At 59.5% G+C, this 14,987-nt stretch carries 14 protein-coding genes; 8 read left to right on the forward strand and 6 right to left on the reverse strand.

What is annotated here, in order from left to right; translation table 11 throughout:
- Positions 1–4: 4 nt before the first annotated feature.
- The 4 genes from ABIE02_RS02130 (at position 5) to ABIE02_RS02145 (ending at position 4,703) form a co-directional block, all read left to right on the forward strand.
- Positions 5–1,168 carry an ABC transporter substrate-binding protein gene (locus ABIE02_RS02130; protein ID WP_429211238.1) on the forward strand — a complete coding sequence of 388 codons (1,164 nt, stop codon included), beginning with the start codon at positions 5–7 and terminating at the stop codon, positions 1,166–1,168.
- On the forward strand, positions 1,141–2,676 hold the full coding sequence (locus ABIE02_RS02135) for an ABC transporter permease subunit (protein WP_336994720.1): 1,536 nt from the start codon (positions 1,141–1,143) through the stop codon (positions 2,674–2,676). The genes ABIE02_RS02130 and ABIE02_RS02135 overlap by 28 nt, the downstream gene beginning before the upstream one ends.
- Positions 2,676–3,308, forward strand: coding sequence for an ATP-binding cassette domain-containing protein (locus ABIE02_RS02140; RefSeq protein WP_336994721.1), 633 nt, complete (start codon positions 2,676–2,678; stop codon positions 3,306–3,308). Before ABIE02_RS02135 ends, ABIE02_RS02140 begins: the two co-directional genes overlap by 1 nt.
- Positions 3,309–3,395: 87 nt before the next feature.
- Entirely contained in the window at positions 3,396–4,703 is a 1,308-nt protein-coding gene (locus tag ABIE02_RS02145; protein ID WP_144883147.1) for a rhodanese-like domain-containing protein, read from the forward strand.
- Here the strand turns inward: ABIE02_RS02145 and ABIE02_RS02150 are convergent.
- Positions 4,695–5,327 (reverse strand): CDP-alcohol phosphatidyltransferase family protein, encoded by a 633-nt coding sequence (locus ABIE02_RS02150; RefSeq protein ID WP_144883146.1) that lies wholly within the window; start codon positions 5,325–5,327, stop codon positions 4,695–4,697. The genes ABIE02_RS02145 and ABIE02_RS02150 overlap by 9 nt on opposite strands.
- On the reverse strand, positions 5,320–5,820 hold the full coding sequence (locus ABIE02_RS02155) for a carboxymuconolactone decarboxylase family protein (protein ID WP_419720656.1): 501 nt from the start codon (positions 5,818–5,820) through the stop codon (positions 5,320–5,322). The genes ABIE02_RS02150 and ABIE02_RS02155 overlap by 8 nt, the downstream gene beginning before the upstream one ends.
- Positions 5,821–5,961: 141 nt before the next feature.
- Here ABIE02_RS02155 and ABIE02_RS02160 point away from each other — a divergent pair, with 141 nt between their 5' ends.
- Positions 5,962–6,372: a pyrimidine (deoxy)nucleoside triphosphate diphosphatase gene (locus ABIE02_RS02160; protein ID WP_077226404.1), complete on the forward strand. Its 411-nt coding sequence runs from the start codon at positions 5,962–5,964 to the stop codon at positions 6,370–6,372.
- Here the strand turns inward: ABIE02_RS02160 and ABIE02_RS02165 are convergent.
- Positions 6,338–6,613 carry a YnjH family protein gene (locus tag ABIE02_RS02165; RefSeq protein ID WP_032617697.1) on the reverse strand — a complete coding sequence of 92 codons (276 nt, stop codon included), beginning with the start codon at positions 6,611–6,613 and terminating at the stop codon, positions 6,338–6,340. The two genes, ABIE02_RS02160 and ABIE02_RS02165, sit on opposite strands and share 35 nt — an antisense overlap.
- A 236-nt stretch (positions 6,614–6,849) precedes the next feature.
- Between ABIE02_RS02165 and gdhA the strand changes: the two genes are divergently transcribed.
- The gene (gdhA, locus tag ABIE02_RS02170; RefSeq protein ID WP_336994723.1) at positions 6,850–8,193 is read left to right on the forward strand and encodes an NADP-specific glutamate dehydrogenase; all 1,344 of its coding nucleotides are present in this window, start codon (positions 6,850–6,852) and stop codon (positions 8,191–8,193) included.
- 72 nt (positions 8,194–8,265) lie between these two features.
- Here gdhA and ABIE02_RS02175 read toward each other — a convergent pair whose 3' ends face one another.
- From ABIE02_RS02175 to ABIE02_RS02185, 3 genes are all read right to left on the reverse strand, one after another.
- The gene (locus ABIE02_RS02175; protein WP_155166607.1) at positions 8,266–10,170 is read right to left on the reverse strand and encodes a DNA topoisomerase III; all 1,905 of its coding nucleotides are present in this window, start codon (positions 10,168–10,170) and stop codon (positions 8,266–8,268) included.
- A gap of 4 nt (positions 10,171–10,174) precedes the next feature.
- On the reverse strand, positions 10,175–11,218 hold the full coding sequence (selD, locus tag ABIE02_RS02180; RefSeq protein ID WP_059308175.1) for a selenide, water dikinase SelD: 1,044 nt from the start codon (positions 11,216–11,218) through the stop codon (positions 10,175–10,177).
- 116 nt (positions 11,219–11,334) lie between these two features.
- The gene (locus tag ABIE02_RS02185) at positions 11,335–11,886 is read right to left on the reverse strand and encodes an NAD(P)H nitroreductase (RefSeq protein WP_148569012.1); all 552 of its coding nucleotides are present in this window, start codon (positions 11,884–11,886) and stop codon (positions 11,335–11,337) included.
- Positions 11,887–12,049: 163 nt separating this feature from the next.
- Between ABIE02_RS02185 and sppA the strand changes: the two genes are divergently transcribed.
- Together sppA and ansA are read left to right on the forward strand one after the other, a co-directional pair.
- A complete protein-coding gene (gene sppA, locus ABIE02_RS02190) occupies positions 12,050–13,906 on the forward strand; it encodes a signal peptide peptidase SppA (protein WP_336994724.1) in 1,857 nt (618 codons plus the stop codon).
- A gap of 59 nt (positions 13,907–13,965) precedes the next feature.
- Entirely contained in the window at positions 13,966–14,982 is a 1,017-nt protein-coding gene (gene ansA, locus ABIE02_RS02195) for an asparaginase (RefSeq protein ID WP_032617821.1), read from the forward strand.
- Positions 14,983–14,987: the final 5 nt, after the last annotated feature.

Raw genomic sequence — 14,987 nt, forward strand, 5'->3', positions numbered from 1 at the left:
CCGTGTGCGTTTTTGCATGTTATTGACCGGCCTGTTGATCGCAGGACCGGCGCTGGCTGATGACGGCTGGCAGAAAACCAAAGAGGATGCCCGGGGCCAGACCGTCTGGTTCAATGCCTGGGGCGGTGACGAGGCGGTGAACCGCTACCTGGACTGGGTGAGTGGCGAGATGAAAAGCCACTACGCCATTAACCTGAAGATTGTCCGTCTGGCTGATGCGGCCGATGCGGTGAAGCGTATCCAGACCGAGGCCAGCGCCGGGCGCAAAACCAACGGCTCGGTTGATCTGCTCTGGGTCAACGGCGAGAACTTCCGTACCCTGAAAACCGCCGGGCTGTTGCAGACCGGGTGGACGCAAAGCCTTCCCAACTGGCGTTACGTCGACACTCATAAACCGGTGACAGAGGATTTCGCTATCCCGACGGAGGGGGCTGAATCCCCGTGGGGCAGCGCACAACTCACGTTTATCGCCAGCCGTCAGACCCTGCCGCACCCCCTTAAGGATCCCGAGGCGCTGCTGGAGTATGCCACGCAACATCCTGGCACTGTTACCTACCCGCGCCCGCCTGACTTTACCGGCACCGCGTTTCTGGAACAGATCCTTCTGACCCAGACCACCCAACCCGACGCGCTAAAACAGCCGCCGGACAGCGCCACCTTTGCCGCCGTCACCGCCCCGCTATGGGCTTATCTGGATAAACTGCATCCTCATCTGTGGCGCGAGGGCAAGGATTTTCCACCGTCTCCGGCGCGGATGGATGTCTTGCTGGCCAGTGGCAACTTAAACCTGTCGATCACTTTTAATCCGGCCCATGCCCGGCAACAAGTGAACAGCAAAGCATTGCCCGCTGACAGCTACAGCTTCGGTTTTCAACAGGGGATGATTGGCAACGTACACTTCGTCACCATCCCGGCCAATGCCTCTGCCAGCGCAGGCGCAAAAGTGGTCGCCAACTTTTTACTTTCCCCGCAGGCGCAGATCCGCAAGGCCGATCCGGCCAACTGGGGCGATCCGAGCGTGCTGGATCCGCAAAAAGTGCCCGCCGCTGAGGCCGCACAGCTGCGCCAGTTTATTCCAACCGATTTACCTGCAACGCTCGGCGAACCCCACGCCGCCTGGGTTAATGCGCTGGAGCAGGCATGGCTGCGTCGCTACGGCACCCACTAAGCTGGCTCGCATGGGCACTGATGGCGGCAGTTTATCTGCCGCTGCTGCCCGCCTTTGCCCTACTGTTACCGCCGGTTTTCTCTCTGGAGAACTGGCAGGCGCTGGCGGCGGATCCGCAGTTGCCGCAGGCGCTGATCGCCACCCTGGTGTCCACCCTGATTGCCGCCGCTGGCGCGCTGCTCCTGGCGCTGGCAGTGGTGGCTGCGCTGTGGCCCGGCAACCGCTGGCGGCGGCTGAGTAATCACCTGCCTTGGCTGCTGGCGATCCCTCATGTGGCCTTTGCCGTCAGCGTGCTGCTGATGTTTGCCGAAGGCGGTGAACTTTACCGCTTCTGTTCGTTTTGCTCGCCGGTTATGGATCGCTACGGGATCGGGCTGGGCCTGACCCTTGCCGTCAAGGAGAGCGCCTTTGTTGTCTGGGCCATTTACGCCTCGCTTCCGGAAAAAGCGTTGGCGCAAAAAGTCACGCTCCTGCGAACCCTGGGCTACAGCCGCTGGCAGGCGCTACGCTGGCTGATCCTGCCTGCCATTGCGCCCGCGCTGGGGGCAGTGATGCTGGCGGTGATCGCCTGGACGCTGTCGGCAGTGGACGTGGCTCTGATCCTCGGGCCGGGTAATCCCCCCACCCTCGCCGTGCTGGCCTGGCAGTGGCTTTCGCAGGGGGATGCGCAACAGCAGGCGAAGGGGATGCTGGTGTGCGTGATCCTGTTGGTGCTGCTGGAACTGATCGCTGTCGCGCTGTTTATCGGCTGGCAACGCTGGCGCCGCACTATCCCGGATATCTCCGGGAAGCGCCCGACACCGCGTCCGCTAAGGGTGGGACGCGCCTGCGGCGTGCTGCTGCCGTTGGCGGGGATCGTCAGCGTGGCAATACTGGTGCTCACGGCAGGCAATGCCAGCGTCTCCCGCGAGACGGCGGGCGAGAGCCTGACGCTGGGCCTCTCTTCGGCGGTGCTTGCCCTGGGGATGATCCTGCTCTGGCTGGAGTGGGGCCCGCAGCGCGGCGGCTTCTGGGTCTGGCTACCGCTGGCCCTCCCCGCCCTGCCGCTGGTGGCCGGGCAGTATCAATTGGCCTTGCTGCTGCAGCTCGACGGGCAATGGATCGCTGTGTTGTGGGGGCATTTACTGTGGGTGTTGCCGTGGATGCTGCTGGTAATGCAGCCCGCCTGGCGCCGACTCGATCCGCGCCTGATCCTGATTGCCCGCACTCTGGGATGGGGATCGCTTAAAATATTCTGGCTGGTCAAATGTCCGCAGATGATCCGCCCGGCGCTCACCGCCTTTGCCGTCGGGTTTTCCGTCAGCATGGCGCAGTATCTGCCCACCCTGTGGCTGGGCAGCGGACGGTTCGCCACCCTGACCACCGACGCCGTGGCGCTCAGCAGCGGGGGCAGTAGCGCCGTGCTGGCGGCCCAGGCGCTGTGGCAATTGCTGTTGCCGATGCTGGTCTTCGCCGCCTGCATCCTGATTTCCCGGCTGGTTGGCCGTTTTCGACAGGGGTTACGTTAATGCTGATGGTTAAGGATGTTTCGCTCGCACTGCGCCACACGACGCTGCTGCACAACGTTAACTTCAGCGTGCAGCCAGGCGAAATTCTCACCCTGATGGGCCCATCCGGCAGCGGTAAATCGTCGCTGTTTGCCTGGATGGCAGGTGCCCTGCCCGGCGATTTTCGCGCCGCAGGGGAGCTGTGGATCAACGCCCGGCGCTGTGACGCCCTGCCCACCGAGCAGCGCGGACTGGGCCTGCTGTTTCAGGATGCCTTGCTCTTCGATCACTTCAGCGTCGGGCAGAATCTGCTGCTGGCGCTCCCGGCGGCGATAAAAGGCAAGCGCCGACAGCAGGCGGTGATTGCGGCGCTGGACGCCGCCGAACTAAACGGCTTTTTTCATCGCGACCCCGCCACGCTCTCCGGCGGCCAGCGCGCCCGGGTGAGTCTGCTCCGCGCCCTGCTGGCCCAGCCGCAGGCGCTGCTGCTCGATGAACCTTTTAGCCGCCTGGATAAAAACCTGCGCGACCAGTTTCGCCGTTGGGTGTTCGCGGAAGTGCGCACCCGGCAGATCCCGGTGGTACAGGTCACGCACGATGACGAAGATATTCCCCCGAACGGGCGCGTGCTGCCGATGGCGGGCTGGCAATGAATTCCATGACATCCTGCGCAAACGCAACGTTTTTTGGCTGGCAGGTTGCCACAATCACGGCTCATTTCTTTACGATCGGGCTTTTCGATGAAACGTGTTTCTCAACTGACCGCGCTGACCGCCGCTTTAGGTCTCGCCGCTTTCTCTTCTTTTGCTGCTGAAATGGCACCTTCCCTCACGCTGACAGCGCTTCAGCAACAGCAAGGCGCCCTGATTGACACCCGCGCCAGCGCCTTCTACAACGGCTGGCCGCAGACCCTGAACGGTCCGTCCGGCCACGAGCCTGCCGCGCTGAACCTTTCCGCCAGCTGGCTTGGGGCCATGAACGAGACCCAGCTGAAAGCCTGGGCTTCGCAGCACCAGCTCACGCCGACCACGCCGGTTGCCCTGTACGGTAGCGACAGCGATAACCAGGCCGTTAAGGCGCGGCTGAATCAGGCGGGTTTCAGCCAGGTCACGTTGTTGAGTGATGCCCTGCAAACCCCGGCGCGTCTCCAGCGTCTCGCCCACTTCGAGCAACTGGTCTACCCGCAGTGGCTGCACCAGCTCCAGCAGGGTAAGCCGGTCACGGCTGCGCCTGCCGGCGAGTGGAAAGTGATTGAAGCGGCCTGGGGCGCACCGAAATTTTATCTGCTGAGCCACATCCCCGGCGCAGACTATATCGACACCAATGAAGTGGAAAGCGAGCCGCTGTGGAACAAAGTTTCTGATGCGGATCTCAAAGCGATGCTGGCAAAACATGGCATTCGCCATGACACCACGGTGATCCTCTACGGCCGCGATGTGTATGCCGCCGCGCGCGTGGCGCAGATCATGCTCTATGCCGGGGTGAAAGATGTTCGCCTGCTGGATGGCGGCTGGAAAGCCTGGGACAGTGCAAAACTGCCGGTTGAACGCGGCACACCGAATAACGTGACGCCAGCGGCCGATTTTGGCGCGCCGATCCCGGGTCAGCCACAGCTGATGCTGAATACCGAACAGGCGCGTGGCCTGCTGCACCGCAAGGATGCTTCTCTGGTGAGCATCCGCTCCTGGCCGGAATTTACCGGCGTGACCAGCGGCTACAGCTACATTAAGCCAAAAGGCGAGATCGCAGGCGCACGCTGGGGTCATGCCGGAAGTGACTCTACCCATATGGAAGATTTCCATAACCCGGATGGAACCATGCGTAGCGCAGAGGATATCGCCGCGATGTGGAAGCAGTGGCATATTCTGCCTGATCAGCAGGTGGCGTTTTACTGCGGCACCGGCTGGCGGGCATCGGAAACCTTTATGTATGCCCGGGCGATGGGCTGGAAAAATGTCGGCGTCTATGACGGCGGCTGGTACGAATGGAGCAGCAACCCGCAGAATCCGGTTGCTACCGGTGAACGCGGGCCAGACGCGTCACTCTGATCCTGCCTGACGCTGAGCCTCTTTCAGCGTCAGATAACCACTCCAGATGCGCGTTGCGGTGGTGAGCCAGCACAACGCGCCGAAAACCCACGCCAGCCATGCAAAGTGCGCCGGGAACAGGCAGAAAAGCACAAACAGCAGGATGGTTTCGGTTCCTTCTGTTAGCCCACCCAGATAGTAAAACGACTTGTGGGCATAGCCCGGATTGTCGATGTCATGCTTCGCGGCCAGCGTGGCAAACGCCAGGAAGCTGCTGCCGGTGCCAATAAAGGCAAACATTAGCCAGGCGGCTGGCAACGCATTAAGCGCGGGATCCGCGAGGGCAAAGCCAAAGGGCACGAGGGCATAAAACAGAAAATCGAGGGCGATATCAAGAAAGCCACCGGCATCGGTTAATCCTCTGCGTCGCGCCAGTGCGCCATCCAGTCCGTCCAGCAGGCGGTTCAGTACAATGGCCACCAGCGCCGCCAGATACCAGCCCAGCGCCAGAAATGGCAAGGCCAGCACACCGATGGCAAAGCCGATCAACGTTATGCCGTCCGGGCTGATCCCCGGTTTATCCAGTCTCATCACCAGCCGATTGAGCAGCGGTTTCAGGCGCGGGTGGAGGTGGCGATCAAGCATCGTGTTTTTCTCCAGGCATGACGCATAACCCTTGCGAGGGGATATCCAGTGCGGCATTGAAACGCGCTGACAGGTTCTGAAAAGCGAGCAACGCGGTCATCTCCGTAATCGCCTGTTCGCTGAAGTGGTGGCGCAATGCGGCTTTTAGTGCATCGTCAACCACCGGCGGGGTGGCGGAAACCGCCTCGGCATAGGCCAGTGCGGCACGCTCCTGGTCGCTGAAGAGCGTGCTGTCGCGCCATGTTGCAACGGCCTGTACCTTTGCCATCCCGCCGCTGCGTTGCGCCAGACGTAACGCATTGGCATCGATGCAGAACGCGCAATGGCACACCTGAGAGACGCGGGTCATCAGCAGCGAACGCAGCACCGGATCGAGAGGCGATTTTTTACGCTCGATATACCCGACAAACAGCGCCACCAGCCAGAATAGCCGGGGCATTCTCCCCCACCAGCGCAGCGGGTTAAGCACCGCGCCATAATGTTTTTTCTGCATCCTGGCGATTGGCGTTAAACTGGCGGGGATGGATTCGATGGGTTTAACCCAGACTGGCGGTGACTCTTTCACAGGATGCTCCCTGGTCGCTAATAAGTACGCAGATCCTAACGCTTTCTCTCTCACTCATTATTGACGACCATGCTAAAAACACTCGATGTTGTTTGCGCTATTCTCGAACAGGATGGCAAAATTTTACTGGCGCAGCGCCCGCTGCATGCGGATCAACCCGGTTTGTGGGAGTTTGCCGGGGGCAAAGTGGAGGCGGGAGAGACGCAGCCCGACGCTCTGGTACGTGAGTTGCGCGAAGAGCTGGGCATCGAGGCCCGGCCCACGCGCTATATCGCCAGCCACCAGCGTGAAGTGTCGCAGCGGCTTATCACTCTACACGCCTGGCACGTGCCGGCGTTTACCGGCACGCCCGAAACGCACTATCACAGCCAACTGGCGTGGTGCTCTCCGCGCGAGGCGCTGAGCTACGATCTTGCCCCGGCGGATATCCCCCTGCTGGAGGCGTTTATTCTCTTACGCGACGCCAGACCAGCGGATTAGTGCTGATGGCATTCTGATCGCGCTGGCACTGCAATAACACCCCGTCGGCCTTCACCACCGCCCCTTCGGAATAGTTCTGATCCTGATAGATGCAGCACTGATTGCACGGCGGCGGGCGCTGACCGCTGGAGCTGAAGATCTCCGGCGGGATATTCACATCCACCCCGGTACCAAACCGCTGGTCGGCCTGACTGCCGGCCGCGAAAACCCCAAGCAAAACAGCCATCACAATACGCTTCATCGACGCTTCTTCCTGTTGTGTCCTGATATTCACTATAACGGTAAAAAACCCGGGAAGCTTTAATCCCGCCGATCATCGTTTTTTGTTATGACCCGGCACGTGTAATGAATTTAACTTGAGGACAAAATTTAGCTTGCGTCACAAAGCGCATCGGGTGGTATAGTCGAAAAACACAACAACATGCATCTTTTTGTTACAAATAAAATAATCCCAAAATATTAGAGGAACTTATCGATATGGACCAGGCGTGCTCTCTTGAATCCTTTCTGAACCGCGTTCAACAGCGTGACCCACATCAGAGCGAATTTGCTCAGGCCGTACGTGAAGTGATGACCACCCTCTGGCCATTCCTGGAACAAAACCCGCGCTACCGTCAGATGTCTCTGCTTGAACGCCTGGTTGAACCCGAGCGCGTGATCCAGTTCCGCGTAGTGTGGGTTGACGACCGCAATCAGGTGCAGGTCAACCGCGCCTGGCGTGTCCAGTTCAGCTCTGCGATTGGTCCTTTCAAGGGCGGGATGCGTTTCCACCCGTCGGTTAACCTGTCGATCCTGAAGTTCCTCGGCTTTGAACAAACCTTTAAAAATGCCCTCACCACCCTGCCTATGGGCGGCGGCAAAGGCGGCAGCGATTTTGATCCAAAAGGCAAAAGCGAAGGCGAAGTGATGCGCTTCTGCCAGGCGCTGATGACCGAACTGTACCGTCACCTGGGCGCGGATACCGACGTACCGGCCGGGGATATCGGCGTGGGCGGGCGCGAAGTGGGCTTTATGGCCGGGATGATGAAAAAACTCTCCAACAACAGCGCCTGCGTCTTCACCGGGAAAGGCCTCTCTTTCGGCGGCAGCCTGATCCGCCCGGAAGCGACCGGTTACGGTCTGGTCTACTTCACTGAAGCGATGCTGAAGCGTCACGGAATGAGCTTCGACGGCATGCGCGTGGCGGTGTCGGGTTCCGGCAACGTAGCCCAGTACGCTATCGAGAAAGCAATGGCACTGGGTGCCCGGGTGATCACCGCCTCTGACTCCAGCGGCACCGTGGTTGATGAAGCGGGCTTCACCTCTGAAAAACTGGCGCGCCTGTGCGAAATCAAAGCCAGCCGCGACGGCCGTGTGGCCGATTATGCCCGCGAGTTCGGTCTGACCTATCTTGAAGGCAAACAGCCGTGGGCTGTACCGGTCGATATCGCCCTGCCATGCGCGACCCAGAACGAACTGGATGTGGATGCGGCACGCCAGCTGATCGCCAACGGTGTCAGAGCAGTCGCCGAAGGGGCTAACATGCCAACCACTATCGAAGCCACCGACCTGTTCCTGCAGGCTGGCGTGTTGTTCGCACCGGGTAAAGCAGCTAACGCTGGCGGTGTGGCAACCTCAGGCCTGGAGATGGCGCAGAATGCCGCGCGTATGGGCTGGAAAGCAGAGAAAGTGGATGCGCGCCTGCATCACATCATGCTGGATATTCACCACGCCTGCGTTGAGTATGGCGGGGAAGAGAAGCAGACCAACTATGTTCGCGGGGCGAACATTGCCGGGTTTGTGAAGGTCGCGGATGCGATGTTGGGTCAGGGTGTGATCTGATTCTGCGCCCTCTTCTCAAGGGAGAGGGCGAAAAACTCAGGCCGGGTGAGCGTCGCGCCACCCGGCGAATTTTCAGGCCGTACTCTTCTTCTTAAACTTTTTCTTCTTGTCGCCACCCGGCGCAACCATGCCACGAAAATCCCTGACGGATGTGTTCCGCGCCTGGTTAATCAGATCGAATAACGTGCCCACCAGCGGCTGCATAAAATCCTGATATCGACACTGTTTTTCGCTGATCTGGGTCAGCACTGATTCCCAGTGCGCGGTCATATCCGGTCTTGCGGCCATCTCCGGCAGGGAGTGGATCAGCGCCTTTCCGGCATCCGTCGCGTGGATGTAACGCCCTTTCTTGTGCAGAAAACCGCGTTTAAACAGCAGCTCGATGATCCCGGCGCGGGTCGCTTCCGTTCCCAGCCCGTCGGTGGCGCGCAGGATCTTCTTCAGATCTTTATCCTGCACAAACCGGGCGATTCCGGTCATGGCGGAGAGGATAGTCGCGTCGGTGAAGTGGCGCGGCGGCTGAGTCTGTCGCTCCACCACTTCGCCCTTCTCACACAGCAGCTCATCGTCTTTTTTCACCACCGGCAGCGGCGTTCCGTCGTTTTCTTCATCGCGCTCTCTACTGCCCAGCAGCGTGCGCCAGCCCGCTTCGGCGAGGAAGCGTGCCTTGGCGATAAATTTGCCTTTGGCGATCTCCAGCTCAATGACGCACTTGCGGAACAGCGCATCCGGGCAGAACTGCATCAGGTACTGACGGGCAATAAGGTTATAAACCTTCGACTCATTCTCGGTCAGACTGACCTTACTGCTGCGGGCGGTGGGAATGATAGCGTGGTGAGCATCCACCTTTTTATCGTCCCAGCAGCGGTTGCGCGTATCCGGGTTGACCACCGGCTGCGGCATTAAATCAGGAGCATGAGCGGCAATGGCGTTCAGCACCGCGTGGCGTCCGGCAAAATGCTCTTCCGGCAGATAGCGGCTATCAGAACGCGGATAGGTAATCAGCTTATGCGTTTCATACAGCTTCTGGCAGATATCGAGCACGTTTTGCGCGCTCAGGCCGTAGCGTTTCGCGGCCTCGATCTGCAGAGCGGAAAGGGAAAACGGCAGCGGCGCGGGTTCTGATTCCCGTTTATCGTTATAGCTGGTGACGACGGCGGGCTGGCCCTGAATGCGGGTCACCACGTGGTCGGCCAGAGGACGATGCAGCAGACGTCCCTCTTCATCCTGATAAGGTTCGCAGGCCTCGCTCGGCTGCCAGACGGCGGTAAAGCGTTCGTCCTTCGGGGTGACAATATGGGCCTTCACTTCGAAGAAGTCTTTGGCGACAAAGTTCTCAATCTCTTCATCACGGCGCACCACCAGCCCCAGCACCGGCGTCTGTACGCGGCCCACCGACAGCACCCCTTGATAACCCGCGTTACGCCCGAGAATGGTATAGGCGCGGGTCATGTTGATGCCGTACAGCCAGTCGGCGCGGGCACGGGCCAGCGCCGACACGCACAGCGGCACAAACTCGCTGTTGGATCGCAGACGCGAAATGGCACGCTCTACCGCCTGCGGGTTGAGATCGTTAATCAGACAGCGTTTTACCTGGTGGCGTTTTTCTGGCGCGAGGTTCAGGTAATCCAGTACCTCGTCCACCAGCAGCTGCCCTTCTCTGTCCGGGTCACCGGCGTGGATCACTTCTGCTGCGTCATTCAGCAGACGCTTAATGACGTTGAGCTGTTTGGTCACCGACGGGCGTGGCTGCAGCTGCCACTTTTCTGGCACGATAGGGAGATCGTTGAGATTCCAGCGCGCGTAGCGGCTGTCGTAGGCATCCGGCTGGGCCTGCTCCAGCAGGTGGCCGATACACCAGGTGACCACCTGCCCGTTCCCGCACTCGATATAACCATCGCCCTTGCGATGCGGCTTGGGTAATACATCCGCAATCGCCCGGGCGAGGCTGGGTTTTTCGGCAATAAATAACCGCATTGAATTAACGGATCTCAATCATCGGACGGCCACCGCGCGCAGTCACCAGCTCGCCGATGGCGGTCAGGGTGATACCGAACTCAGCGGCGGTTGCCTGGACTTCTGCTTCGGCCTCCGGGGTGACCGCCAGCAGCAGGCCGCCGGAAGTCTGCGGGTCGCACAGCAGATCGCGCCACTCGGCGGGCATCTCGCCCATCAGGTGACCGTAGCTGGCGAAGTTACGCTGCGTGCCACCCGGCACAGCCCCCTGGGCAATATAGGCTTCCACACCCGGCAGTTTCGGCACGTCCTGATACCAGACCTGCGCCTGCACACCCGCCCCCTGGCACACTTCGCTCAGGTGGCCCAGCAGGCCAAAGCCGGTCACGTCGGTCATCGCCTTCACGCCGTCAATGTTGGCGAAGGCGGCACCGGCGAGGTTCATCTGGCACATCACTTCCGTCGCCAGCCCCTGGTGTTCTGGCTTCAGCAGGGATTTTTTCTCCGCGGTCGTCAGGACACCAATGCCTAATGGTTTGGTCAGAAACAGCTTACAGCCTGCTTCGGCGGTGCTGTTGCGTTTGACGCGCTCCGTCGGCACTACGCCAGTCACTGCCAGGCCGAAAATCGGTTCAGGCGCGTCAATGGAGTGGCCACCCGCAAGCGCGATCCCCGCCTGCTGGCAGGCAAAGCGACCGCCCTCAATCACCTCGCGGGCGATCTCCGGGGCCAGGGTGTTGATCGGCCAGCCGAGGATCGCAATCGCCATGATCGGCTTGCCGCCCATGGCAAAGATATCGCTGATGGCGTTAGTGGCGGCAATGCGCCCGAAATCGAACGGGTTATCGACGATCGGCATAAAGAAATCGGTGGTGCTGATAATGCTGGTGCCGTTGCCTAAATCGTAGACTGCCGCATCGTCGCGGGTCTCGTTACCCACCAGCAGGTTCGGGTCGACAAACTTCGCCTGCTCGCTATGGAGAATGGTTTCCAGCACTTTAGGGGAAATTTTACAACCGCAACCGGCTCCATGGCTGTATTGCGTTAAACGAATAGCTTGCTCGCTCATGACAATCTCCTTTCATTACAATTGCACTATGGTAGCGCTCATTCCATTAAGTGATAAGTATGACTGTCTGAATTCTGCTGCGGTTGCTCAGGATCCAGACAGTTTTGTGTTGGGGATCAGAAATGGGTGACGAATGGCGCGGTATCAGGCACGGAAACGGTGGTCGAGGCTTTGAGCTGTGGGGTGCCCAGATAGAGGAATCCGACGATTTTATCGTCTGCGCCGCAGGACAGGCCGTCGCGTACCACCGGGCTGTCGGTTAACGCACCACTGCGCCAGATACCGTTGTAACCCTGGGCAACGGCGGCGAGCTGCATGGCCATCACCGCACATCCGGCTGACATCTCCTGCTCCCAGACCGGCACCTTGTGCTGCGACTGGCATTTCGCGACCACGGCGATAATCATCGGCGCGCGGAACGGGGCATTACGGGCTTTTTCAATCGCCTTTTCATCCTGACCTGCGGCCACGGCCCCTTTCTCCAGCAAGGCGCTAAAGCGATCGCGTCCTTCACCCTCTATGATAAAGAAGTGCCACGGTTGTAAGGTGCCGTGATCCGGGGCACGCATCCCGGCGCGAAGAATGTTGTCCAGCTGTTCACCTGCCGGGGCTGGCTCCGCCAGGCGCGCCGCGCTACGACGGTTAACAAGCAGTTCGAGTGCATCCATGGGGTTACTCCTGTCTTGAAATTTACTCAAAATTAACACGACGGCAGATTTTGTTACAGCGTGGCAGGCGATTCCTGCTGACAAGTGGCGGTCGGGTCATTACGATAGCCCGACAACACCGTCCATGGCGACGGGAAGGTAATTATCTGGACAGGGAGAATACATGCGAACCCTCTGGCGACTGTTTGCCGGCTTTTTTAAATGGACGTGGCGACTGCTTAATTTCGTCCGCAATCTGGTGATGAATATCTTCTTCATCCTTATTCTGATGGTTTGCGTGGGCGTCTGGATGCACCTCAGCGCCACCAGCCAGTCGCAGAACACCGGCCGCGGTGCGCTTCTGCTGGATATCGCTGGGGTCGTGGTGGATAAACCCTCCACCAGCAATCGTCTTGGCGTGCTGGGTCGCCAGCTGTTTGGCGCCAGTAGCGACCGTCTGCAGGAAAACTCGCTGTTTGATATCGTCGATGCCATTCGTCAGGCGAAAGATGACCGTAACATTACCGGCATCGTGCTCGATCTGAAGAACTTCGCCGGGGCGGATCAGCCTTCCATGCAGTACATCGGTAAAGCGCTGCGCGAGTTCCGCGACAGCGGCAAACCGGTCATTGCGGTGGGCGATAACTACAGCCAGGGGCAGTACTATCTGGCAAGCTTCGCCAATAAAGTGTGGCTCTCGCCGCAGGGCACCGTCGATCTGCATGGCTTTGCCACCAATGGCCTCTATTACAAAACGCTGCTCGATAAGCTGAAAGTCACCACCCACGTGTTCCGTGTCGGCACCTATAAATCTGCCGTTGAGCCGTTTATCCGCGACGACATGTCCCCTGCTGCCCGCGAGGCAGACAGCCGCTGGATCGGCGAGCTGTGGAAAAACTACCTGGGCACCGTTGCTGCGAACCGTCAGATCACCCCGGAGCAGGTCTTCCCGGGTGCGCAGGGGGTTCTGGACGGACTGCGTAAAGTCGAGGGGGATACCGCGAAGTATGCCCTGAACGCTAAGCTGGTGGATGCCCTGGGTACCAGCGCCGAGATTGAAAAATCTCTGACTAAACAGTTCGGCTGGAGTAAAGAGGAGAAGAATTACAGCGCCGTCAGCTTCTACGACTATCAGGCGAAAAAACCGGCCGATACCGGTGACAGCATTGCCGTGGTCTTCGCTAACGGAGCAATCATGGATGGCGAAGAGACGCCGGGCAACGTTGGCGGCGATACGACCGCGGCGCAAATCCGCGAAGCGCGCCTCGATCCGAAAGTGAAAGCCATCGTCCTGCGGGTGAACAGCCCGGGCGGCAGCGTCAGCGCCTCGGAAGTGATCCGCTCGGAACTGTCAGCGGCACGCGCCGCCGGTAAACCGGTTGTGGTCTCTATGGGCGGGATGGCGGCATCCGGTGGTTACTGGATCTCGACCCCGGCGAACTACATCGTGGCGAACCCGAGCACCCTGACTGGCTCCATCGGCATCTTCGGCGTAATCAACACCGTGGAAAACAGCCTCGACTATCTTGGCGTGCATACCGATGGCGTTGCGACCTCGCCGCTGGCGGATCTTGCCATCACCAAAGCCTTACCGCCGGAAGTGTCAGAGATGATGCAACTCAGCATTGAGAACGGCTATAAGCGCTTTATCACCCTGGTGGCCGACTCCCGTAAGCAGACCCCGGCGCAGATTGATCAGATTGCGCAGGGCCACGTCTGGACCGGCCAGGATGCGAAGACCAATGGGCTGGTGGATAATCTGGGTGATTTCGATGACGCCGTCGCCAAAGCCGCCGAGCTGGCGAAGCTGAAGCAGTGGCATATCGATTTCTATCAGGATGAGCCGACCTTCATTGATGTGGTAATGGACAGCTTCTCCGGCTCGGTTAAAGCCATGCTGCCAGATGCGCTGCAGGCGTATTTGCCTGCGCCGGTCGCCTCGGCGGCGAAAGCAGTCAAAGCGGAGGGCGATAAACTGGCCGCCTTTAACGATCCGCAAAATCGCTACGCGTTCTGCCTCACCTGCGCTAACGTACGTTAATCATCATCCCCTCTTCTGCGAAGAGGGGATTTTTCTTTGAAGCCCAAGAACATTACATGATGCAAAAGAAATCAATCTATGTGGCCTATACCGGCGGTACGATCGGTATGCAGCGCTCGGAAAACGGCTATATCCCGGTGTCGGGTCACCTGCAACGCCAGCTGGCGTTAATGCCTGAGTTCCATCGCCCGGAGATGCCGGATTTCACCATTCACGAGTATGACCCGCTGATGGACTCTTCCGACATGACCCCGGAAGACTGGCAACATATCGCCGACGACATCAAGGCGCATTACGATCAGTATGATGGATTCGTGATCCTGCATGGCACCGACACCATGGCGTTTACCGCCTCGGCGCTCTCTTTCATGCTGGAAAATCTCAGTAAACCGGTGATCGTGACCGGCTCGCAGATCCCCCTGGCGGAGCTGCGTTCCGACGGGCAGATCAACCTGCTCAATTCCCTGTACGTGGCCGCCAACTTCCCGATTAATGAAGTGAGCCTGTTCTTTAACAACCGCCTGTATCGTGGCAACCGTACCACCAAAGCGCATGCGGATGGCTTTGATGCTTTTGCCTCGCCGAACCTCTCTCCGCTGCTGGAAGCCGGGATTCATATTCGCCGCCTCGGTACGCCCCCCGCCCCTCATACTACGGGCGAGCTGGTGGTTCATCCTATTACCCCGCAGCCGATAGGCGTGGTGACGATTTATCCCGGCATCTCCGCCGATGTTGTGCGTAACTTCCTCCGCCAGCCGGTAAAAGCGCTGATCCTGCGCTCCTACGGCGTGGGCAATGCTCCGCAAAACGGCGAGTTCCTTAAGGAGCTTCAGGAGGCAAGCAGCCGTGGGATCGTGGTCGTTAACCTGACCCAGTGCATGTCGGGCAAGGTGAATATGGGCGGCTATGCCACCGGTAACGCTCTGGCGCAAGCGGGGATTATCAGCGGATTCGATATGACGGTAGAAGCCACTCTGACTAAACTTCACTACTTACTGAGTCAGGATCTGGACGTACAGTCGATTCGCACCGCGATGATGCAAAACCTGCGTGGCGAACTGACGCCAGACGAATAAGGAGT

The organism is Leclercia sp. 1548 (genome assembly GCF_050435045.1).
GTDB classification, from domain to species: Bacteria; Pseudomonadota; Gammaproteobacteria; order Enterobacterales; family Enterobacteriaceae; genus Enterobacter; species Enterobacter adecarboxylatus.

What these genes read in the sequence shown, in the direction of transcription:
- ABIE02_RS02135 (WP_336994720.1), top strand. Translation starts at nt 1,141, where the DNA reads ATGGCTGCGTCGCTACGGCACCCACTAAGCTGGCTCGCATGGGCACTG.
- ABIE02_RS02140 (WP_336994721.1), top strand. Translation starts at nt 2,676, where the DNA reads ATGCTGATGGTTAAGGATGTTTCGCTCGCACTGCGCCACACGACGCTG.
- ABIE02_RS02145 (WP_144883147.1), top strand. Translation starts at nt 3,396, where the DNA reads ATGAAACGTGTTTCTCAACTGACCGCGCTGACCGCCGCTTTAGGTCTC.
- ABIE02_RS02150 (WP_144883146.1), bottom strand. Translation starts at nt 5,327, where the DNA reads ATGCTTGATCGCCACCTCCACCCGCGCCTGAAACCGCTGCTCAATCGG.
- ABIE02_RS02155 (WP_419720656.1), bottom strand. Translation starts at nt 5,820, where the DNA reads ATGCAGAAAAAACATTATGGCGCGGTGCTTAACCCGCTGCGCTGGTGG.
- ABIE02_RS02160 (WP_077226404.1), top strand. Translation starts at nt 5,962, where the DNA reads ATGCTAAAAACACTCGATGTTGTTTGCGCTATTCTCGAACAGGATGGC.
- ABIE02_RS02165 (WP_032617697.1), bottom strand. Translation starts at nt 6,613, where the DNA reads ATGAAGCGTATTGTGATGGCTGTTTTGCTTGGGGTTTTCGCGGCCGGC.
- gdhA (WP_336994723.1), top strand. Translation starts at nt 6,850, where the DNA reads ATGGACCAGGCGTGCTCTCTTGAATCCTTTCTGAACCGCGTTCAACAG.
- ABIE02_RS02175 (WP_155166607.1), bottom strand. Translation starts at nt 10,170, where the DNA reads ATGCGGTTATTTATTGCCGAAAAACCCAGCCTCGCCCGGGCGATTGCG.
- selD (WP_059308175.1), bottom strand. Translation starts at nt 11,218, where the DNA reads ATGAGCGAGCAAGCTATTCGTTTAACGCAATACAGCCATGGAGCCGGT.
- ABIE02_RS02185 (WP_148569012.1), bottom strand. Translation starts at nt 11,886, where the DNA reads ATGGATGCACTCGAACTGCTTGTTAACCGTCGTAGCGCGGCGCGCCTG.
- sppA (WP_336994724.1), top strand. Translation starts at nt 12,050, where the DNA reads ATGCGAACCCTCTGGCGACTGTTTGCCGGCTTTTTTAAATGGACGTGG.
- ansA (WP_032617821.1), top strand. Translation starts at nt 13,966, where the DNA reads ATGCAAAAGAAATCAATCTATGTGGCCTATACCGGCGGTACGATCGGT.